At 47.7% G+C, this 19,494-nt stretch carries 22 protein-coding genes and 1 other RNA gene; 8 read left to right on the forward strand and 15 right to left on the reverse strand.

Features of this window, described 5'->3' with window-relative positions:
- Positions 1-20 precede the first annotated feature (20 nt).
- Genes THAL_RS06635 through xth form a run of 5 tightly spaced genes read right to left on the reverse strand, consistent with a single transcriptional unit; the run spans position 21 to position 5,075 of the window.
- Positions 21-692: a response regulator transcription factor gene (locus THAL_RS06635; RefSeq protein ID WP_012992341.1), complete on the reverse strand. Its 672-nt coding sequence runs from the start codon at positions 690-692 to the stop codon at positions 21-23.
- Complete coding sequence (gene oadA, locus THAL_RS06640) at positions 689-2,533, reverse strand: sodium-extruding oxaloacetate decarboxylase subunit alpha (RefSeq protein WP_012992342.1); 1,845 nt, start codon at positions 2,531-2,533, stop codon at positions 689-691. The genes THAL_RS06635 and oadA overlap by 4 nt, the downstream gene beginning before the upstream one ends.
- 18 nt (positions 2,534-2,551) lie before the next feature.
- A complete protein-coding gene (gene lnt / locus THAL_RS06645) occupies positions 2,552-3,880 on the reverse strand; it encodes an apolipoprotein N-acyltransferase (protein ID WP_012992343.1) in 1,329 nt (442 codons plus the stop codon).
- A complete protein-coding gene (locus THAL_RS06650; protein ID WP_012992344.1) occupies positions 3,877-4,299 on the reverse strand; it encodes an EamA family transporter in 423 nt (140 codons plus the stop codon). Before THAL_RS06650 ends, lnt begins: the two co-directional genes overlap by 4 nt.
- Positions 4,296-5,075, reverse strand: coding sequence for an exodeoxyribonuclease III (gene xth, locus THAL_RS06655; RefSeq protein WP_174248490.1), 780 nt, complete (start codon positions 5,073-5,075; stop codon positions 4,296-4,298). Before xth ends, THAL_RS06650 begins: the two co-directional genes overlap by 4 nt.
- Positions 5,076-5,163: 88 nt before the next feature.
- Between xth and THAL_RS06660 the strand changes: the two genes are divergently transcribed.
- The 8 genes from THAL_RS06660 to THAL_RS06690 all read left to right on the forward strand — a co-directional run bounded on the left by THAL_RS06660 (position 5,164) and on the right by THAL_RS06690 (position 11,712).
- Positions 5,164-5,436, forward strand: a complete 273-nt coding sequence (locus tag THAL_RS06660; RefSeq protein WP_012992346.1) for an HU family DNA-binding protein — start codon at positions 5,164-5,166, stop codon at positions 5,434-5,436.
- Between the two features lie 30 nt (positions 5,437-5,466).
- Complete coding sequence (locus THAL_RS06665; RefSeq protein ID WP_041434116.1) at positions 5,467-6,186, forward strand: RsmE family RNA methyltransferase; 720 nt, start codon at positions 5,467-5,469, stop codon at positions 6,184-6,186.
- 99 nt (positions 6,187-6,285) lie between these two features.
- Positions 6,286-6,632: a transfer-messenger RNA gene (ssrA, locus tag THAL_RS08325) on the forward strand.
- Between the two features lie 140 nt (positions 6,633-6,772).
- The gene (locus THAL_RS06670; protein WP_012992348.1) at positions 6,773-7,111 is read left to right on the forward strand and encodes a P-II family nitrogen regulator; all 339 of its coding nucleotides are present in this window, start codon (positions 6,773-6,775) and stop codon (positions 7,109-7,111) included.
- Between the two features lie 23 nt (positions 7,112-7,134).
- Positions 7,135-8,544, forward strand: a complete 1,410-nt coding sequence (gene glnA, locus THAL_RS06675) for a type I glutamate--ammonia ligase (protein ID WP_012992349.1) — start codon at positions 7,135-7,137, stop codon at positions 8,542-8,544.
- A gap of 60 nt (positions 8,545-8,604) precedes the next feature.
- Complete coding sequence (locus THAL_RS06680; RefSeq protein ID WP_012992350.1) at positions 8,605-9,888, forward strand: ammonium transporter; 1,284 nt, start codon at positions 8,605-8,607, stop codon at positions 9,886-9,888.
- Between the two features lie 13 nt (positions 9,889-9,901).
- Positions 9,902-10,957 carry a porin gene (locus THAL_RS06685; RefSeq protein ID WP_012992351.1) on the forward strand — a complete coding sequence of 352 codons (1,056 nt, stop codon included), beginning with the start codon at positions 9,902-9,904 and terminating at the stop codon, positions 10,955-10,957.
- Positions 10,957-11,712, forward strand: a complete 756-nt coding sequence (locus THAL_RS06690; RefSeq protein WP_012992352.1) for a TIGR01458 family HAD-type hydrolase — start codon at positions 10,957-10,959, stop codon at positions 11,710-11,712. The genes THAL_RS06685 and THAL_RS06690 overlap by 1 nt, the downstream gene beginning before the upstream one ends.
- Here the strand turns inward: THAL_RS06690 and cobA are convergent.
- From cobA to THAL_RS06740, 10 genes are read right to left on the reverse strand one after another with little or no spacing between them, the layout of a single operon-like run.
- Positions 11,666-12,418: a uroporphyrinogen-III C-methyltransferase gene (cobA, locus tag THAL_RS06695; RefSeq protein ID WP_012992353.1), complete on the reverse strand. Its 753-nt coding sequence runs from the start codon at positions 12,416-12,418 to the stop codon at positions 11,666-11,668. The genes THAL_RS06690 and cobA overlap by 47 nt on opposite strands.
- Complete coding sequence (locus tag THAL_RS06700) at positions 12,411-13,163, reverse strand: uroporphyrinogen-III synthase (RefSeq protein ID WP_012992354.1); 753 nt, start codon at positions 13,161-13,163, stop codon at positions 12,411-12,413. The genes cobA and THAL_RS06700 overlap by 8 nt, the downstream gene beginning before the upstream one ends.
- Positions 13,111-15,162, reverse strand: coding sequence for a molybdopterin oxidoreductase family protein (locus tag THAL_RS06705; protein ID WP_012992355.1), 2,052 nt, complete (start codon positions 15,160-15,162; stop codon positions 13,111-13,113). Before THAL_RS06705 ends, THAL_RS06700 begins: the two co-directional genes overlap by 53 nt.
- Entirely contained in the window at positions 15,159-15,932 is a 774-nt protein-coding gene (locus THAL_RS06710) for an ABC transporter ATP-binding protein (RefSeq protein WP_012992356.1), read from the reverse strand. Before THAL_RS06710 ends, THAL_RS06705 begins: the two co-directional genes overlap by 4 nt.
- Positions 15,929-16,753, reverse strand: a complete 825-nt coding sequence (gene ntrB, locus THAL_RS06715) for a nitrate ABC transporter permease (RefSeq protein WP_012992357.1) — start codon at positions 16,751-16,753, stop codon at positions 15,929-15,931. The genes THAL_RS06710 and ntrB overlap by 4 nt, the downstream gene beginning before the upstream one ends.
- A 2-nt stretch (positions 16,754-16,755) precedes the next feature.
- Positions 16,756-17,973, reverse strand: a complete 1,218-nt coding sequence (locus THAL_RS06720; RefSeq protein ID WP_012992358.1) for a CmpA/NrtA family ABC transporter substrate-binding protein — start codon at positions 17,971-17,973, stop codon at positions 16,756-16,758.
- A gap of 14 nt (positions 17,974-17,987) precedes the next feature.
- Positions 17,988-18,182: a cyanase gene (locus tag THAL_RS06725; RefSeq protein WP_012992359.1), complete on the reverse strand. Its 195-nt coding sequence runs from the start codon at positions 18,180-18,182 to the stop codon at positions 17,988-17,990.
- Positions 18,183-18,225: 43 nt separating this feature from the next.
- Complete coding sequence (locus THAL_RS06730) at positions 18,226-18,549, reverse strand: P-II family nitrogen regulator (RefSeq protein ID WP_012992360.1); 324 nt, start codon at positions 18,547-18,549, stop codon at positions 18,226-18,228.
- Complete coding sequence (locus tag THAL_RS06735; protein ID WP_012992361.1) at positions 18,546-18,836, reverse strand: P-II family nitrogen regulator; 291 nt, start codon at positions 18,834-18,836, stop codon at positions 18,546-18,548. The genes THAL_RS06730 and THAL_RS06735 overlap by 4 nt, the downstream gene beginning before the upstream one ends.
- An 18-nt stretch (positions 18,837-18,854) precedes the next feature.
- Entirely contained in the window at positions 18,855-19,265 is a 411-nt protein-coding gene (locus THAL_RS06740; protein WP_012992362.1) for a globin domain-containing protein, read from the reverse strand.
- Between the last annotated feature and the right edge of the window lie 229 nt (positions 19,266-19,494).

Below are 19,494 nucleotides of genomic sequence, written 5' to 3' on the forward strand. Positions count from 1 at the left end.
ACAACGGGAGGAAGCACATCTCATAACTCTATTTTGTAACCTATGCCTCTGACGGTTCTTATGGCCTGCCCCTCTTTTCCCAGCTTTTCCCTAAGATTCTTCACATGGACGTCTATAGTCCTGTCATACACATCCTTTTTAAGTACAGCTTCTATAAGATACTCTCTGCTCACAGGCCTACCGTAGTTTTCAAGAAGACATTCCAAGATTTTAAACTCTGTAGGTGTAAGGTATATCTTCTCTTTACCTCTCCTTACCTCCATCTTCTGGGTGTCTATCTGTAGCTCACCCAACTGGTATATACCCTCACTTTTCAAGTGGCCCGAGCGCCTCAGTACGGCACGTATTCTGGCCAAAAGCTCCCTGAGGGAGAAGGGTTTTGTTATGTAGTCATCGGCACCCAACTCAAAACCCTTCAGTCGGTCGTCCTCCATACCTTTTACGGTGATAAACACGATAGGGACCGACTTGGTGGCCGGATTTGTTTTAAGGTACCTTGCCAAGCTGAACCCATCGTGATCGGGTAACATAACGTCCAGAAGTACGAGGTGAGGGACATCATCCCTGATCCTTCTGATGAAGGAGGAGCCATCTCTGAAACCTTCTGCCTGAAACCCTTCCTCTTCCAAGTAATGCACTACAGTTTCTAAGAGATCTATATCATCTTCCACCACAAACACTTTAGGCCTCATATCTTGGGTTTTATCTTGATCACCACCTCGTCAGGGTTAACCACTTCACCGGGCACAGCCAGTATCTCTTCCACTACGCCGTCCACAGGAGAGTGTACTTCGTTTTCCATCTTCATAGCTTCCACCGTGAATAATACATCACCTTCTTTAACCTCTTGACCTACGCTTACCTTTATGGACACCACCTTACCCGATATGGGAGATGTTACATCCCCTACACCCACAGGTCTGGGGCGCTTGGGTTTTACTTCCTCTCCACCGTATATCTCTCCGTAAGGTGTGGTAACAGCGCTTACCTCCCGAAGAGGCTTTATGATAACCTCCTCAAGTCTACCGTCCAGTCTTATGAAGAAGGATTTACCTTCTTGAGTGGGTTCGCCTCTACCCGCTATCTGCACATGGTACTGCTCACCGTGAACGGTTATCACAAACTCCACAGGTATCTTTTCCCTCTCTTCTTGAGAAAGTTCCACCTCTGGGCTTACAGCTTCTCCTTTTTCGTAGCTCTCTCTCCACTGGAAGTACTCTTTAGCTATCATGGGAAACAGCGCGTAGGAGAGTATATCCTCCTCACTGCGCGCACCAGCTTTCAGAGCTTCTTCCCTCACCTTTTCCAGCTCAGGCTCCAAAAGATCTGCAGGTCTTATGTGGTATATGGGCTCTTCGTCTCCCAAAATCTTTTTGAGTATTTCTTCCTTTACAGGTGCAGGAGGTTTACCGTAAAGCCCCTTCACGTAATCCTTAGTTTCCTTCGTAACCACCTTGTAACGTTCGCCATGCAGCACGTTAAGGAAGGCTTGTGTACCTACAATCTGGCTGGTGGGTGTTACCAAGGGAGGGTATCCTAAGTCTTCTCTTACCCTCACCACTTCCTCTAAAACTTCCGGTAGTTTATCTTCCATACCCTGTTCTCTCAGCTGGTTTATAAAGTTGGTTATCATACCTCCAGGTACCTGGTGGGTGAGCACTCCTACATCAGGATACGGAGGCAAAAGGTCAAACTTCTTGTACTTTTTCCTCACTTCCACAAACATATCACCCGCCTTCTTATACAGTTTCTCGTCCACATCCACACGGTATCCCAGTTCCCTCAGTACATATATCATCGTCTCACCGGGAGGGTGGGATGTCTGACAGGAGAGGGAGTAAAAAACGGTATCTATCATATCTGCTCCTGCCTCTATCCCTTTGAGCTGTGCCATCTGGGCAAGGTCCGCTGTGGTTTGGGTGTGAAGATGCACAGGGTAATGGGGAAACTCAGACTTCAGAGCAGACACCAGATCATGAGCCATCTTGGGAGACAAAATCCCGGCCTGATCCTTTATGCTCAGTATGTCAACTCCCATATCTACCAGTTCTTTGGCTACACGCAGGTAATACTCCACCGTATGGACCGGGCTTATGGTGTAAGAGAGAACACCCTTAACAACAGCGCCTACCTTCTTAGCGGTTTCTATCGCTTTACGTAAGTTCCTAGTATCGTTAAGAGCATCAAATATTCTGAAAACCTCTATACCGTTATCATAAGCTTTCTTTACAAAGGCTTCCACCACATCGTCTGGGTAATGTCTGTAACCTACTATATTCTGTCCTCTTAGAAGCATCTCCAAGCGTGTGTTAGGTGTGTGCTCTTTGAACTTTCTTAACCTCTCCCAAGGATCTTCCTTTAGGTACCTCAGACACACGTCAAAGGTGGCACCTCCCCAAACTTCCAGCGACCAAAAACCACACTTATCCAGAATGCTTATGATAGGTAACATATCCTCAGTTCTTACCCGTGTGGCCAAAAGACTTTGGATGCCATCCCTCAGAGATACATCCGTTATCTCTATCTTGCGCATAAGGAAATTATCTTACAGTTAAGGTCTGTTTGCAAGCAGTTTAACACGCACGTAGATAAAACCTCTATGCATGTAACCCAATCTCTTCACTATACTGCCATCAGGTGCGATAGCACCTGTATCTCCTGAGTTGTTGACCCAGAGAACATACTTTCCCAGCTCTAGGGCCCTCACCTTTGCCCATAGTAGGTGCTGATAAGAACAATCTGAGTTGTTGAACCAACCATCGTTGGTAAGTACCGCCACAAGGTGAGCACCGTCAGCCATCTTATGCACGAGACTCATATGGGCTATCTCAAAACATATGGGTGTGGCTATCCTTATGTCTCCCAGACGGAGGGGTCTGATTTGGTCACCCGGCACATAGTCAATACCTGATATGGCAGGAAATAGCCTCTTGAGAAAACCGAAGGGCTCTGGCAAGAACTCTCCTATAGGCATCAGCTTAACCTTATCATAGTGGTCCACAAGCCTGCCGTTGGCTAAGAGATAGGCAGAGTTATAGGGTTTCGTACCCTCCCTTATGTCCACGAGTCCTACCAATATGGGAGAAAGGTAACTCATACGGTAAAGGGGTTCCATCATGTCCTCTTCTGAAAAGAAAAAGGGGAGTGCAGACTCCGGTAATACTGTCAGATCAGGTTTTTTGCTCACTGCTTGCTGCAACAGATCCAGTATAGAGTCGGTGTGTTGGTAAAAAAGATCTTTTCTGAGTTTATCCTGCTGGGGTACAGCTGTTTGCACGAGGGCTACCAGGATTTCTTTTGCTGAAGTCATCTTCTTCTCTAATTGAGTGTAGCCATAGAAAGCTGACAACACCCACACAGAGAGCAGGAGAGTCATCCACATCCATCTTCTCCTGGCCAGAAGTGTTAAAAACATGAGTAAAAAAAAGCTTTGAAAATACACGTTAAAAAGAGAAAGACTGTGTTTAAGGAAAGGAAAATAAACCGTGAGGGTTCCCACTATGAGCCACGGGAACCCACCGTAGGGATGGTAAGACCTTATCAACTCAGCAAAAAGATAGAAGATAGGTAGCAGTAACACGTGAGACTTCTTTGTCAAGTAGACCGGCAAGGTAAACTGAAAGAGGGTGAGAAAAAGTACAAAAGGTACTACAAGAGCGTAAGCGAGAGGCCAGCTGATGCCTCCATACTGGGTTACCGCTATGGTGGCACACTTAAGGGACAGAAGGAAGAACACAAAACCTGATATGGTCCAGAAACGCACATTAATATCTTTCAGAAGTATGTAAAGGCCCAGAAGGGAGAAGTACCAGACAGCCATGTGGGAAAAAGGGAGGTAGAGGCAAAATCCCACCAAAAGGCCCTTGAAAAAGTCCCTCATCGCTTAGAAGACAGAGCCAAGAGGGCCGTACCCATCACTATAAGAAGAGCACCCAAAAGGCGTAAAACTGTTATCCTTTCTCCCAGGAGTAAGGAGGCGAGGATAGAGGCCCACAGGGGAGAGATGGAAGCTATTGGAGCCACCACCGACACCTCTCCCTCCTTTACCGCGTGGAAGAAAAAGAACATTCCCAAGAAACCTGAAAAGGCACCCCCCAACAGAAGGAACACAAGTTCTCTGGGAGCCACACTCCACGTGCCTGCCAGCAAAAGATAAATCAAAGATACTAGGAACGCAGAAAGATTATGAACTACCAGAGCAACCGCTATATCTGTCCTACCACCCAGTCCAGTTTTAAAAATAACAGGAGCCACACCCCACACAAAACTGGCCACAAGAGCTAAAAAGACAGCCTTCATAGTTCCAACAGACACACCACAGGTGCATGATCCGAAGGTTTAGGCGATCTCCTCTTGCGAGCCCACATATCTACATATACGTCCCTCACAGAAGGGAGGAGGGGTTTGGTAACCAGGATGTAGTCTATGCGCATACCCTGATCCTTCCACACAGCACCTCCTATGTAGTCCCACCACGTGAACTGAACTTTGTTGGGATACAGATATCTGAAGGTGTCCACAAAACCCCACTCCAGTATCTTCCTTAACGCGCTTCTTTCCTCTTCCATAGTTCCTATAGTATCTCTCAGAAGCACCGGATCATAAACATCTATATCTTCTAAAGCTACGTTCATATCACCTAATAGTATTATCTTATCTTCTGGACTAAAATTTTCCGCAAGAAACTGGTAAAACTGCTGGTAGAAGGCGAGTTTGTAAGTAAACTTAGGTGTCCCGCGTAGATCTCCGTGAGGAAAGTACACGTTTATAAGCCATATATCCCCCAATCTTCCACCTATTATTCTGCTCTCTTTGTCTAAGATATCCATAGATGTATCTTTGAAAACATCTTGGAGAGGCAACTTACTGCATATAGCTACCCCGTTGTAAGTCCTTTGGCCTTTCACATAACAGTGATAACCTATTTTTTCAAAATCCGGGAATGGAAAAGCCCTTTCCTCTACTTTTGTTTCCTGAAGACAGATTACATCAACCTGAGATCTTTCTAACCACATAAAGAGGAGCTCTCTCCTGCTCCTTATAGAGTTGACATTGTAGGTACACACCCTAAACATAGCCATCTATCTTAATTCAAAACTTGCATTCAAAAGCAACCTGCTGTATATTATAAGAGCGACAAAAACTTCATAAGGAGGGATTGCCATGACGAAAGCTGAGCTTGTTTCCGCCATAGCCAAGGGGGCCGGTATAACCAAAAAGGAGGCAGATGCTGCCCTTAAAGCAGCTGTAGCTGCTGTGGCTGATGCCCTCAAGAAGGGTGAAAGGGTGGCCATACCCGGTTTTGGTATCTTTACCGTAAGGCAGAGGGCTGCCAGAAAGGGAAGGAATCCCAGAACCGGTGCCGTTATCAACATCCCTGCCAGAAAGGTGGTGGTGTTCAGGCCCGCCAAGGATCTGAGAGAAGGCCTCAAGTAACATGTGATGGGGGGACTTGTCCCCCCCGCTATGCAGAGAACTGTAGCTACCTTCCGCAGAGGTGATCTTTTCAGAATAGAGGGGGAGGAGTTAAAACACATCTTTGCAAGAAGATGGAAGGTGGGACAAAAGGTGGAGGTTTTTTGGGAGGGAAGGCTCTTCCTCTGTGTTCTTGAGTCCATCAGTAAAAAAGGTGCCGTGTGTAGAATACTGGAGGAGATAAGTACCCGACCTGCTGAGCCTTACGTGTATCTTTACCAGTGTGTTCCTGTAGAGATAGGTAAGATGGATTTTATAGTGGAGAAGGTGAGTGAAGTGGGAGCTTACCAACTTACACCCCTTCTGTCATCTCGGAGTTTTCAGAACCTACAGGCCCTAGAGAAAAGATACGAAAGGTGGAGGAGGATAGCTTTTTCCTCCTTTAAGCAGTGTGGCAGACCCATACCTTTGGAGATAGCACCTGTCACTCATCTCGAAGATCTGAAGTGTAGGGGAGGTGTGTGTATGGTGCTGGATAGCTTTGGAGGTGAGATTTGGTTGAGTGAGGTCAATCTAAAGGATGTAAAAGAGGTGCATTTAGTGGTGGGTCCAGAAGGTGGATTCTCTGAGAAAGAGGTACAACTTTTGAGGGAAAAAGGTTTTCTACCTGTTCGTCTAAGACCCTACACACTGAGGTCAGAAACCGCTGCCGTACTGGCTGTAGGTTTGGTGATGAATTTCAGTAGTCCTCCTTCTCCCACATCTTCATAGACTATCTGTAGTACGTTGTCCACCAACAGCATGGAAGTTTCTTATTCATAATTCCCCTCCCACATCTTCTTGGACATTTTATATTTTATTTCTGTATTAGGGGGCGAATGGATTCGACGGGGACGGCAGGCTGAGGGAAGCAGGCAGGGTGGCACCCTCAACAGCCACCGGGAAACACTTCCCGAAGCTGAACTCGCCCTCGCTGCCTAATTGAAGGCAGCGGCTCTCCGGTGACTGCACCGCTGGGTTGCCGGTAGGGTTCAGAGACAGCGGTGTAGGAAGGAGGTATGGGCACAGATACCTCCTTCCGAAAAGGAACTGTGCCCCGCCTCTCACCGCCTGCCGGTGGGCTGTGAGAGGAGAGGTAAGAAACACCGGCTAAGCCTGTAGAAGCCCTCCAGCTGGGCCGTTCTCGGACGAGGGTTCGATTCCCTCCGCCTCCACCATATGTAAACAAATTTACAAAATTGTTAACAACTCCACCCCTTCTACATCTTCCCCCTTTGACAAAAGCGTATAAAATAAAGCTCCCGAAGGGATGCTTTTTGGTATCCTCTTTGCAAAAATAAAGGTTAGGAGGTGAAGCATGAAGAAGGTGGAGGCCATCATCAAACCTTTCAAACTGGACGAGGTTAAAGACGCTCTGGTAGAGCTGGGTATAGGTGGCATGACAGTTACGGAAGTGAGAGGATTCGGACAGCAGAAGGGACACACGGAGATTTACCGAGGTACGGAGTACGTGATAGACTTTCTCCCTAAGGTGAAGATAGAAGTGGTGGTAAAGGACGAGGATGTGGAGAAGGTGGTGGAAACCATTATGAAAACGGCACAGACAGGAAGGGTAGGTGATGGTAAGATTTTCATAATACCCATAGAAGACGTCATAAGGATAAGAACAGGTGAAAGAGGTCAGCAAGCTATATGAAAAACCAATAAAGGAGGTGCAACATGCCAAAGTACACGCCCGCAGAAGTTTTGAGCCTCATTGAACAGGAAGGCGTGCAGTACGTGGATCTGAGGTTCTCAGATCCCTACGGTCAGTGGCAGCATCTTACTATACCTGCCTACGAGCTTACGCTGGAAACCTTTGAAAACGGAAGGGGTTTTGACGGCTCCTCCATAAGGGGCTGGCAGTCTATCCACGAGTCGGACATGTTGGCTGTGCCTGATCCTACCACCGCCTTCATTGATCCCTTTATGGAGCCCAAGACTCTGGTGATGATATGTGACATTTATGATCCCATCACCAGAGAAAGGTACGGTAGAGATACCAGGTACATAGCCCAGAAAGCGGAGCAGTATCTTAAGCAGACAGGTATAGGTGACACCGCTTACTACGGACCTGAGGCTGAGTTCTTTATCTTTGACTCTGTAGAGTTCGGAACATCAGCCAACTACGCTTTCTGGAAGGTGGACTCAGAGGAAGGCTGGTGGAACAGAGAGATCACCTCTTCTGGTTACAAGATACCCCACAAGAGAGGATACTTCCCGGCGCCTCCCCTCGACAAGACTTACGCTCTCAGGAACGAGATGGTAACCATTCTTTCCCAACTGGGTATAGTAGTAGAACTCCACCACCACGAAGTGGCTACAGCTGGTCAAGGTGAGATAGACATAAGGTACGACTCTCTCGTCAACCAGGCGGATAAGCTCTTTATCTATAAGTACGTAGTGAGAATGGTGGCTGCCAAATATGGCAAGTACGCCACCTTTATGCCGAAAGTTCTACCCAACGATAACGGTAACGGTATGCATACCCACTTCTCTATATGGAAGAACGGAGAAAATCTGTTCGCAGGTTCTGAGTACGCAGGGGTTTCGGAAATATGCTTGTACGCCATAGGTGGTATACTGAAGCACGGACCTGCTCTGACAGCTTTCACCAACCCAACTGTTAACTCCTATCACCGACTGGTTCCCGGATTTGAGGCACCTGTAAGGCTCGCTTATTCTGCCCGTAACAGATCTGCAGCTATAAGGATACCTACCTACTCTCAGTCTCCTAAGGCAAAGAGGATAGAGATAAGGTTCCCTGATCCTACCTGCAACCCCTACTTAGCCTTCTCTGCCATTCTCATGGCGGCCATAGACGGTATAGAGAACCGTATACATCCCGGAGAACCTCTGGACAAGGACATATACTCCTTACCCCCAGAGGAACTCAAGGACATACCGCAACTTCCCGGATCCTTGGAAGAATCCCTGAAGGCTCTGGAGAACGACTACGAGTTCCTTCTAAAAGGAGGTGTCTTTACGGAGAGCTTCATAGAGGAGTGGATACAAGCAAAACGTAAGGAGATAGATGAGCTGAGGTTCATACCTCACCCTAAAGAGTTTGAGATGTACTTTGATATCTAAATAAAAGAAAAGAAGTAAATAAAAAATGCCCCGCACCCGCGGGGCGAGGAGGTAGCTGTGATGAAGCGCTGGATAGGTGGTATTATACCACTACTGCTGCCCTTAAGTTTTGCACTGGCAGAGGGTACACAACCCAAACTGGACACTGGTGACACGGCATGGATGCTCATGTCCACAGCTCTTGTCATGCTTATGACACTGCCTGGTCTTGCCATCTTTTACGGTGGCCTGTCCAAAAACAAGGACACCCTTAACACAATAGGCATGTCCTTTTTGGCATACTGTGTGGTCTCTTTCCTATGGGTGGTCTACGGTTATTCTCTTGCCTTTGGAGAAGATATAGGTGGTATCATAGGTTCCGCCTCCAAGGTTTTCCTCAACGGCGTTACTGTGAACAGCTTACAGGGAACTATACCGGAGATGCTCTTTGTGGCTTTTCAACTCACCTTTGCCGCCATCACGGTGGCTCTCATAAGTGGTTCTTACATAGAGAGGATGAAGTTTTCGGCGTGGTTGGTATTCAGTATTCTGTGGATGAGTCTTGTCTATGTACCTGTGGCCCACTGGGTATGGGGTGGTGGTTTTCTGGCTAAACTGGGTGCTTTGGACTTTGCGGGTGGTACCGTTGTACACATAAACGCAGGTATAGCCGGTCTCATAGGAGCTTTACTGCTGGGTAAAAGGAAGGACACCTCCCTTATTCCCAGTAACCTTCCTCTGGTGGTGATAGGGGCAGGTCTTCTGTGGTTCGGATGGTTCGGTTTCAATGCGGGATCTGCGGTAGGTGCTAACGGGTTGGCTGCTGCGGCCTTTCTCAACACCAACACAGCAACCGCTGTGGCTGCTCTCGCGTGGATGTTCACTGAATGGCTACATGCCAAAAAACCCACCGTCTTGGGACTGGCTTCAGGTGCCGTGGCCGGTCTTGTAGCCATAACTCCCGCAGCAGGTTTCGTCAACATATACGGCGCTATTGTGATAGGAGCTCTCGCAGGTATACTGCCCTACTTTGCCGTAGCGATGCTGAAACCAAAGCTGGGTTACGACGATGCCTTAGATGTGTTTGGTATTCACGGTGTGGCTGGAATTCTGGGAGCTATACTGACAGGTGTGTTTGCAGATCCCACCATAAACCAAGCTGGCAAGGGACTGCTTTACGGTAATCCCTCCCAGTTAACGGTACAGCTTATCAGTGTGGGGGTCGTGATAGTGTACGATGCCGTCATGACCGCCATAATCCTCTTTATAACCAAAGCGTTGGTGGGTCTTAGGGTCTTGCCAGAAGAAGAGATAACGGGACTGGACAGATCCCAGCACGGAGAGAGCGCCTACAACATCACATAAGGAGGTGTGTACCATGAAGAAGTACCTACTGCTGACAGCTCTCACTGGCTGTGTCTTTCAGGCAAGCGCTTTGGAACTGAAGACAGACTTCATGGGCTCCATCAACGTAAACGGTGCCCTCACAGGCTACATCCTCTACAGTAACAACAAAACCGACAACAAAAAGACACGTTACGACGTAGGATCCGCCATAATCCAGATATCAAAACCTGCGGAACCTTGGGGTTTTAACCTGATGGGTGGGGCCTACAGCCTGCCCGTTGTGGGTGTAGGTCTTTCTAAGACCGCTACCTATACTGATCTCTACAGTGCACTACCTGTTGCTTACTTAGAGCTGACTCCCGTTAAGGGGCTCTCCATAAAGGCAGGTAGACTTCCTACCATAATAGGGTACGAGTCTGCCTTTACTTATCTTAACAACTACATTCAGAGAGGTCTTGTATGGAATATGCAACCTGTTTTCCACCAGGGTGTCAGGGTAAGCTATTCTACAGATCTGTTAGGTGTAACCTTAGGTGTCAACGATGGCTTTTTCACCGCCTCCACCGCGCATGCTAAAGCCGCTCTTGAAGGAAGCATAGCACTAACACCCGTGAAGGACGGTTCCATAGCCTTTAACTTTCTTATACCCTCCAAGAGTTCAAGACCCAACAACACAGCCGCGCCGGCCAACAAGAGGGAGTATAACCTGGTTGCATCTTATTCCATAGGTAACTTAACAGCTGCGGTGGATGCCCTGTATGTGGAGGCTCCTGCAGACTCAGAGGCCCAAGTACCTTCAAAGGCCAAAGCGAGTGGAGTTGCTCTACACTTAGCTTACAATCTGAAACCCTTTAAAGTGGCCGGTAGGATAGAGTACGTCAAAGATAACTCGGACGTAGGAGGAATAGACCTCGTAGGTCTTGGAGATGGAAACAAGGCATGGACATTCACTCTGACACCCTCCTACAGTAAAGGCCCTCTCTTCGTAAGAGGTGAGCTGTCCTATGTGGCTGCCGACAGGCCTTTTACTTCCAACAGTAAAAAGAACCAGACCAGACTGGGTGTAGAGGTGGGTTTCCTCTTCTGATGCCAAAGGCTGTTCTTTTAGATATAGATGGAGTGCTCATGGTGGGGGGTAGCCCTCTTCCGGGGGCTCCCCTCATTTTGGAAAAGCTAAAGGAACGCTTTAAGATAGCTCTTGTCAGTAACATCACACGTTCATCCTTTTCACAAACCTTGGAGAAGTTAAGAGGCGCGGGTTTCCATATAGGAGAAGAAGAGTTGTTCACACCTATCAAAGTGGCGGTAGACTACATAAAGACTGTGGGGGGTAAGGTGTTTGCTTTGACCACCGAGGAAGCTAAGGAAGATCTCAGAGAACTGGAGGGTGAACCTGTGACCCATGTACTGGTGGGTGATGCTTATACTAACTTTACCTACCATGCGCTCAACAAGGCTTTTAGATACCTTATAAAAGGTGCACGGCTCGTAGCGTTGGCCGAAAACAGGTACTTTAAGGATAAAGATGGGGAGCTTTCCCTAGACGCAGGTCCTTTCGTAAGAGCCCTTGAGTACGCCTCAGGACAAAGAGCCACTCTGTTGGGAAAACCTTCACCTACCTTTTTCTTAAAGGTTTTAGAAAAACTGGGTGTGAGCGCTGAGGAGGCTGTTATGGTAGGGGACGACATAGAGGCTGACGTGTTGGGTGCGCAGAGGGTGGGCATGAAGAGTGTTTTGGTAAAGACGGGAAAGTTCAGGGAGGAGGATCTACAGAAGTGTATAATACCCCACTTAGTTATCCCAGACGTAACGCATCTTCTGGATGCTGTTGAGTATCTTTAAGTTTTTTGTATAGTTCCACCACTTTACCCACCACCAGCAACGCAGGAGGTTCCACAGGTGGTGGATCACTGGCCAACCTACCTAAACTGGTCACCACAACCCTCTGTTTGGATGTGCATCCCCTCTCCACAAAGGCCACGGGTTCTTCAGCATCCCTCCCCAACTCCAACAGCTTCCTACCTATCTCCTGCCTCTTACCCACACCCATCACCACCACCAGAGTATCCACGTACCTGCTCAGCTCCCACCTCACACCGTAACAACCTTCCCCCTCGTGCCCAGTTACCACTCCAAAGGAGGAAGAAACACCCCTCATGGTGAGGGGTATCCCTACGTACGTAGGTACACCAGTCACCGAACTGACACCAGGAACCACCTCAAACTCAACACCATTTTGAGCCAGATAGAGCGCTTCCTCCGCACCCCTTCCAAACACGAAAGGATCCCCTCCCTTCAGTCTCACCACCCTTCTGTAAACTTTAGAAAGTTCCACCAACATCCTGTTGATACTGTCCTGTGGTGTGTGTTTACCCTCTTCCTTCCCTACGTAGATAATCTCACAGTCGGGTCTTGCCAACTGGAGTATGTCCTCACTGACCAATCTGTCGTAGAGGATAACATCCGCTTCCCTTATTATCCTCACAGCCTTTAACGTAAGAAGTTCCACATCTCCAGGTCCTGCTCCCACTATGTAGACTTTACCCACGGTCAAGACCCTTCAGTAACTCTCTCACAGCCAACGGGAATCTCTCCTTAGGTGGTTTTAACACTCTGAACACTCCCGCTTTATACAGCTCCTCCGCTGTCATGTGCCCCACCGCCACCACCAAAACCCTGTCTGTCATAACATTCGCAAGATATCCTTCCATGCCGATATCCCTGGCCCTAGCAAAGGTGTACCTCACTTGGTAAGGAGATGTAAAGAGTACGCCGTGGTAGAAACCCTTCAGTAACTTTTCGATAAAAGCGTCCATCCTGTTGGTATCCATCTTATACCTGTAAACGGGAAGTACAAAGGCCCTACCCTTCAGTTCCTCTATCTCTTCACCGTAGGGTTGGACAGCGATCTTTACATCGTCCTTAAGGGTGTTAAGAAGATGGCTGGTACTTTCAGAGTAGGCAGCTATGGATAAGCCGTACTTGAGGAGTACACCCCTAGTTTTGTAACCTCTGCAGAGTATGACACAGTTCTTCAGGAGTTGGAGAAGGTGAGGTAGAACTCCGTATTCTTCAGCTACCTGAAATAGTCTCTGGACTCCCTCACCCGTTGTGAAAAGGAAATGGCTTGGTTTTAAGGACAAAACCTCCTCCAGTTTTTTGGCTACTTCCTCTGCTGGCAGATACTCTATTGTAACCACCTCTTCTACATAAGCCTCTATGTCAGTTTCCGCCATCATCTTAAGGAACTCCTCCTTCTTCCTGCTTCCGCACAGTGCAGCTCGTTTCTTCATAACACCCTAACACCTCCACAGGTGTAAACTTAAGTTCAGGTTGGAAAGATAAAGGATCCACTGTGTCCGTAGTGAGTAGGTTGATAGGATTACCGAAGGATATACCGTAACCAAAGGGAGAAAAGAGGACCCCCTGTGGTACATGATGGCTCACTCTACACTTTATCCTGACGGCGTAACGCCCACGTTTGAGAACCACCGTATCTTGGTCCCTTAGGCCCAATCTGTCTGCATCGACAGGATTGATAGCCACGAAAGGTTCTTCCTCGCCTTTAAGGAGCTGTGGAACTTTGCCCGTACGTGTCATAGTGTGCCACTGGTTCTTTGTTCTACCTGTTATGAGAATCATCTGCCCTCCCGTTGTTTCTTTCTGAACTGGATCTATTGGGTACATGCGAGCCTTTCCTGTAGGTGTGGGGAAGCTCCCGTTGGGATAAAGCCACCTTCCACCCCACCTTCTAGGTAGATCCCTGTAGGAAAACTCTGAGATGTCACATACTCTGCCCTTGGTCAGTTGTTTAAGTTCATTAAAGATGTCTTCAGAGGAGGTGTAGGGAAAACTCTTGCCGAAGCCAAGCCTTTCAGCCAGCTGGGTAAAAATCTGCCAGTCAGGCCTTGCTTCCCCCGGTGGATGGGACCACCGTCTGCACAGGGTGATAGTTCTGTCGGAACCTGTCATGGTCCCTTCCTTCTCACCTAGCTGAGCTGCAGGTAGCACCAGGTTGGCAAAGCTCACTGTATCGTTAAAGTAAGCGTCTTGTACTACAAGAAAAACCTTTCTCAAAGCTTTCCAAACCTTGCCCAAAGAGGGAAGTGTTACTGCAGGATTCGTTGCTACAACCCAAAGGAACTTGATCTTACCTTCTAGAATAAGATCAACAGCTTCCATCACGGTGGGTCCGGGTTTATCCCTTATACTGCCTTCCGGTATACCCCAGAAGCTTTCCACCTGATGTCTGTGGTCCTTGTTCCTCACATCTCGGTAACCAGGCAACGCATGCGATAGATACCCCATCTCTCTACCACCCATGGCGTTTGGCTGACCTGTAAGAGCAAAGGGAAAACCCTTTTCGCCCACCCTTCCCGTTGCTAAATGAAGATTCATCAAAGCTATGTTAGTGGCAACCCCGGAGGACGATTGATTTATACCCTGACACCAAAAGCTTATAAGCTTCTTGGAAGTGGCGTAGAGTTCGGCAAGCTTTATGATTTGAGAAAGAGGTACGTTGCATAGAGAGGACACAAGAGAGGGAGCATACTTAGTTACTGTTGTTAAGGTTTCCTCGAAACCCTCCACGCAGTAGGATACAAAGTCTTTATCAATGCACCCTTCCTTGTAAAGAACGTAGAGCACGGCGTTAAAGAGAAAAGCGTCGGTGCCTGGCTTCAGTTGGATATGCATATCAGCGTGCTTAGCCGTTTCAGTTTTGAGAGGATCTATAACCACTACGTATGCTCCCGCATCGTGCTTCCTCTTGAGGACTCGTTTGTAAATCACGGGGTGTGTCCAGGCAGCGTTGGATCCTACGAAAACAAAGGTATCTGAGTCATCTATATCATCGTAGCAACCAGGGGGACCGTCAGATCCAAAGACCAATCGGTAAGCGGTGGCGGGCGTAGCCATACATAATCTAGAGTTGGCATCCATGTTGTTGGTTTTCAGAAAGCCCTTCACCAGCTTTACCATTACGTATATATCTTCTGTCAGAAGCTGTCCAGAAAGGTAAAAGTAAACCTCCTCACCATCAAGGCTTTTGAGTATGGAGGAAAGAATGTCGTATGCTTTATCCCAGCTTATCTCCCTGAAGGGTCCATCCTTGTTTTCCCTATAGAGGGGTACTGTTATACGTCCACTGTCCATCATACGGGGGTAATAGACGGGTTTTTGGCAAAGGTCTCCCCGCGTAGCAGGATGTTTCTTATCTCCCCTCACCCTCCCCTCTTCCCACAGGAGGCCACATGCCACCCCGCAGAAGGGACATTGAAAAGGTACACTCATGCCACTTTCCTCAGTACGTTAGTCAGGTAATACAGCAATTTCTCTTTGAGCTGTGCATACTCAGCCGTTTTCACCATTTCCAGCCTGTTCCTTGGCCTCGGGAGTTTAACTTCCAGGATATCAAAGACGGTAGCCGCAGGACCGTTACTCATAACCACTATCCTGTCGGAGAGGTATATGGCTTCTTCTATATCGTGGGTCACCATAAGACAGGTGAGTCTTTTGTCTTCCCATATCTTCAGAAGCTCCTCCTGTATAACAGCTTTGGTTAGGGCATCCAGAGCTCCGAAAGGTTCATCCATGAGAAGGAGCTTAGGTTCCACTGCAAAGGCGCGCGCCAGCGCCACCCTCTGACGCATTCCCCCAGACAACTGAGGTGGTTTCTTGTAACGATGCTCGTATAAACCTACCAAGCTCAAATAGTAGGCCACACGATCCTTTAGCTCCTTCTCACTGAGGTTAGGTAGGGCAGATCTCACCGCTACCTCTACGTTGTCCCAGACGCTCAGCCACGGTAAAAGGCTGTAGTTTTGAAATACCATAGCTCTGTCTGGACCAGGAGCATTTACCTCTCTTCCATCTAATATCACACTACCTGACGTTGGGGGTAACAGTCCGGCCACTATAGAGAGGAGGGTGGACTTACCACATCCCGAGTGTCCCACCAGTGCCACAAACTCACCCCTGTTTACAAGGAGGTTTACATCTTTCAAGACCTGATAATTACCGAAAGATTTACTGACCTTAAAAACCTCAAGAAAGGCCCTCATGCCTGAAACCTCCTTTGAAGTTTACCGAACACACTGTCCAGTACAAGGCCAACGATTCCTATGATCAGTAGAGCTGATATAACCTTCCTTAGGTCAAGGGCGTTCCACGAATCCCAGATGTAAAAACCTATCCCCGTCCCCCCAGCCAACATTTCGGCAGCTACTATAACCATCCAAGCTATACCCATACTTATCTTTAGACCTGTCAGTATGAAGGGTAAGGTATAAGGTAACACTACGTATCTCAGGTAAGTCCACCTGGAGAAACCAAAGACCTTCGCCACGTTCCTGTAGTCTTCTGGTACAGAGGATGCGCCGTAGGCAGTGTTTATCAGCGTAGGCCAAAGGGAGGTGATAGCTATGGTAAACACAGCCGCCTGGTGCGATGCTTGGAAGATGGCGAGTCCTATGGGAAACCAAGCGAGGGGTGACACAGGCCTAAGGGTCTGTATGATGGGGTTGAACATGGTCTGTAGCTTGTTCCACATACCTAAGAACAATCCAAGAGGCACCGCCACCGAACTTCCTATAAGAAAACCCAAGAACACCCTCTTGAGGGAGTAAAGAAGTTGCCACCCTATGCCCTTATCGTTGGGTCCGTTGTCGTAAAAGGGATCCCTTAAAAGGTGATAAAGGGTCTGCAGGGTGGTAAAAGGTCCTGGGAGGTCCCTGACCACGAAGTGCGACAGGAACCACCACAGGATAAGGAAGGTAAACACGCCCAGCACGTAGAGGAACGCCTTCTGTAAACCATCGAAAACAACTCTAAACATAGGCTTTCCACTCCACCCAGTGCTCAGTTTTACCCTTCCTGTTTCCATAATCACACCTCCCTTACCTTGTACTTTTTGATGGAACCCTCAGGATCATTGGGGTCAAACACCACACCATCTATGAAACCCTTAAGCGGTTTCATATCGTCTTTTGGAACAGGTATACCCATCTCCTGTGCTACCTTTACGTAAAAGTCCTGCATCACTATAGCATCTGCAACAGCTTTGTAGTTGATAGGTTCCTTCACCATTCCCCATCTCCTGAACTGGGCTAAGAAGAAAATGGCGTGGGATTTCCTCGGAAAGGGTACCTCACCGTTTTTGAAGAAAAGCATGTAATCATCCTTGTAGACATGCTTACCTATACCCAGATCGTAAACGCCCATAAGTCTGCTCTCTATGGCAGAGACAGGTGCGTTGACGTACTTCTGCTGACTCAATATCTTTGCCAACTCCTTGCGGTTCCCCATATCGTCACACCATCTGGCAGCTTCCAGTACAGCCTTCATTATGGCCTTTACCTCTTCTGGATTTTGGCGCATAAACTCCCAGTTAAAGGCAAGTACCTTCTCAGGATGATGTTTCCATATATCCTGAGAAGCTATATGGGTGAAGCCCACGCCTTCCAACACCCCCACAGCGTTCCACGGTTCTCCTACACAATAGCCGTCCATCCTACCCACCTTCATGTTGGCTACCATCTGGGGAGGTGGGTTTGGGATCACCCTCACATCTCTGTTGGGATTTACACCACACGCTCCTAACCAATACCTTAGCCATATATCGTGAGTTCCTCCCGGGAAGGTCATGGCGAAAGTGCATTCTCCTTCCTTTGCCTTTATCTCCTCTATTGCGGCCTTCACTTTGTCCAGTTCCCTGAAACCTACCTTTCCCTTAAACTTGTTGGAAAGAGTTATACCTTGGCCGTTGAAGCTTAGCGTCATGGGGATCGGTATTATCTTGCCCTTCGGGCCTGATATACCCATGTAAACGGAGAGGGGTAGTGAAAAGAGAGTATGAGAAGCTTTCAGTTCCCCATTAAGCAACTTATCCCTCACGTTGGGCCAACTGGCCTCCTTAGAAACCTCAACATCCACACCGTACTTTTTAAAGAACCCCAGTTCCTGTGCCACGACTACCGGAGCACAGTCCGTGAGAGGTATAAACCCTATCCTTATCTTGGTAGCACCACGGGATATGTAAGGACCTAATAGGGAAGCAGCAGTTCCGGCTAAGAAGCCTTTCAACACTTCTCTTCTGCTCGGCATACCTAAACCTCCTTTCAGAATTTTCTATACCTAAGCCATTTGCCGTTTATGGTAAGGAGCATGCGCTCTTGTCCGTCCTCTTCCACCTTCTGAAGATCCACCTTCATATCTATGGCACTCATGATGCCGTCACCAAACTTCTCGTGAGCTACATCGGCAAGGGCAGGTCCACGAGCTGCTTCGGCTTGTGTATAACCGTAAAACAACATGGCACAGTAAACTTCACTTCAGCAAGCTCCCGTATGTTTCTCCTCATAATCTTACCTCCCTACTCTTGGTTCTTATAGTCCACACTTCTTCCAGAGGACACACGAAGATCTTCCCATCCCCCACCATCCCTGTATGGGCATGTCTGCTTATCAAACTCACCACCTGCTGTACCTTATCGTCCTCCACCGCTACCATGAGAAGCACTTTTGCCACCTCGGGCCACCTTTTTTCTCCTACCTGTAACCCACCCTCCCTACCCCTCCCTACCACGTCTATAACTGTTATCCCTGTGAAGCCCTCTTTTTCTAAAGCCTCCATAACCTCATAAAGCAGCTCTGGCCTTATGACAGCCTTTATCATCTTCATGACAAACCCCTCACCACGAAGATCTTCCCATCACCGTAGTACCCCGTATGAGCAGATTCAACGACCTTCTCAATCACCTCTTGGTACAGGGTGTCCTCAACCCATGTTATGATCAGCGTTTTGGGAAGTAAAGATACGAGCAGTCCCTTTTTTGTTTTGTATCCTACCCCTCCCTCCTTCCCTCTTCCTTTCACCGTTTTTGATACGTAGCTAAGTCCCATACTTGACAGAGTGTTTTTAACATCCCCAGCTTTTTCCCTTCTAACAATAATAAGAAGCTCCTTCATTAATGAACCCCCAATAAGTTATTGGTTCAAACAGGCATAAAGCTTTTCTTCCCTTTTAATGAGATTATCGGCGAGAAGGTGGTAAACTTCTTTCCACGCTTCTATGATTTCATCTTCCACTCCAAATTCAACCATAGCTTTATAGAGAGCCTTCCAAACTTTTTCGTAATGTTCAGGTTTTACACCAGCCCTCACATGAGATAGTGCTATCTTCTTAAAGGAAGTTTCTAATACATCAAGTCTTTCTAAGTTATGAGCGACCGCAAGAAGTGCACCTGCAAGCTTTTTTGAATTGTCACCTTCAAACATGTTTCTAAGTTCAGGATTTTCCTCAAAGAGGATCTCATACATCCTGGATGTTAGTTCCTCACCAGAAGACGAAAGAAAAGGTATACTCCTCTTGATCCTTAACTTCACTTGTTCATCCATCTCTTACCACCTCCGTTCGTGTTTTTTGCAAAAACCTTGCCAATTCACCCTTAACGAAAAATCTACAGAAACGCAGACTAACCTGTGGAGGTGTTTCTACTTTGTAGTAAATTTGTTAACATTTTTGTAAGTTTGTTAACAATACTTCTACACACACCCTTTTCGGTCCATACATCATCTACACACCTGGAAGAGGGTATATTGGCACACTTTTTGCAAAACAAGAAGG

The organism is Thermocrinis albus DSM 14484, assembly GCF_000025605.1.
Taxonomy (GTDB): domain Bacteria; phylum Aquificota; class Aquificia; order Aquificales; family Aquificaceae; genus Thermocrinis; species Thermocrinis albus.

Bases quoted from the DNA above. Each gene is read 5' to 3' on its own strand.
- THAL_RS06635 (WP_012992341.1), bottom strand. From the start codon at position 692: ATGAGGCCTAAAGTGTTTGTGGTGGAAGATGATATAGATCTCTTAGAA.
- oadA (WP_012992342.1), bottom strand. From the start codon at position 2,533: ATGCGCAAGATAGAGATAACGGATGTATCTCTGAGGGATGGCATCCAA.
- lnt (WP_012992343.1), bottom strand. From the start codon at position 3,880: ATGAGGGACTTTTTCAAGGGCCTTTTGGTGGGATTTTGCCTCTACCTC.
- THAL_RS06650 (WP_012992344.1), bottom strand. From the start codon at position 4,299: ATGAAGGCTGTCTTTTTAGCTCTTGTGGCCAGTTTTGTGTGGGGTGTG.
- xth (WP_174248490.1), bottom strand. From the start codon at position 5,075: ATGTTTAGGGTGTGTACCTACAATGTCAACTCTATAAGGAGCAGGAGA.
- THAL_RS06660 (WP_012992346.1), top strand. From the start codon at position 5,164: ATGACGAAAGCTGAGCTTGTTTCCGCCATAGCCAAGGGGGCCGGTATA.
- THAL_RS06665 (WP_041434116.1), top strand. From the start codon at position 5,467: ATGCAGAGAACTGTAGCTACCTTCCGCAGAGGTGATCTTTTCAGAATA.
- THAL_RS06670 (WP_012992348.1), top strand. From the start codon at position 6,773: ATGAAGAAGGTGGAGGCCATCATCAAACCTTTCAAACTGGACGAGGTT.
- glnA (WP_012992349.1), top strand. From the start codon at position 7,135: ATGCCAAAGTACACGCCCGCAGAAGTTTTGAGCCTCATTGAACAGGAA.
- THAL_RS06680 (WP_012992350.1), top strand. From the start codon at position 8,605: ATGAAGCGCTGGATAGGTGGTATTATACCACTACTGCTGCCCTTAAGT.
- THAL_RS06685 (WP_012992351.1), top strand. From the start codon at position 9,902: ATGAAGAAGTACCTACTGCTGACAGCTCTCACTGGCTGTGTCTTTCAG.
- THAL_RS06690 (WP_012992352.1), top strand. From the start codon at position 10,957: ATGCCAAAGGCTGTTCTTTTAGATATAGATGGAGTGCTCATGGTGGGG.
- THAL_RS06700 (WP_012992354.1), bottom strand. From the start codon at position 13,163: ATGAAGAAACGAGCTGCACTGTGCGGAAGCAGGAAGAAGGAGGAGTTC.
- THAL_RS06705 (WP_012992355.1), bottom strand. From the start codon at position 15,162: ATGAGTGTACCTTTTCAATGTCCCTTCTGCGGGGTGGCATGTGGCCTC.
- THAL_RS06710 (WP_012992356.1), bottom strand. From the start codon at position 15,932: ATGAGGGCCTTTCTTGAGGTTTTTAAGGTCAGTAAATCTTTCGGTAAT.
- ntrB (WP_012992357.1), bottom strand. From the start codon at position 16,753: ATGGAAACAGGAAGGGTAAAACTGAGCACTGGGTGGAGTGGAAAGCCT.
- THAL_RS06720 (WP_012992358.1), bottom strand. From the start codon at position 17,973: ATGCCGAGCAGAAGAGAAGTGTTGAAAGGCTTCTTAGCCGGAACTGCT.
- THAL_RS06725 (WP_012992359.1), bottom strand. From the start codon at position 18,182: ATGTTGTTTTACGGTTATACACAAGCCGAAGCAGCTCGTGGACCTGCC.
- THAL_RS06730 (WP_012992360.1), bottom strand. From the start codon at position 18,549: ATGAAGATGATAAAGGCTGTCATAAGGCCAGAGCTGCTTTATGAGGTT.
- THAL_RS06735 (WP_012992361.1), bottom strand. From the start codon at position 18,836: ATGAAGGAGCTTCTTATTATTGTTAGAAGGGAAAAAGCTGGGGATGTT.
- THAL_RS06740 (WP_012992362.1), bottom strand. From the start codon at position 19,265: ATGGATGAACAAGTGAAGTTAAGGATCAAGAGGAGTATACCTTTTCTT.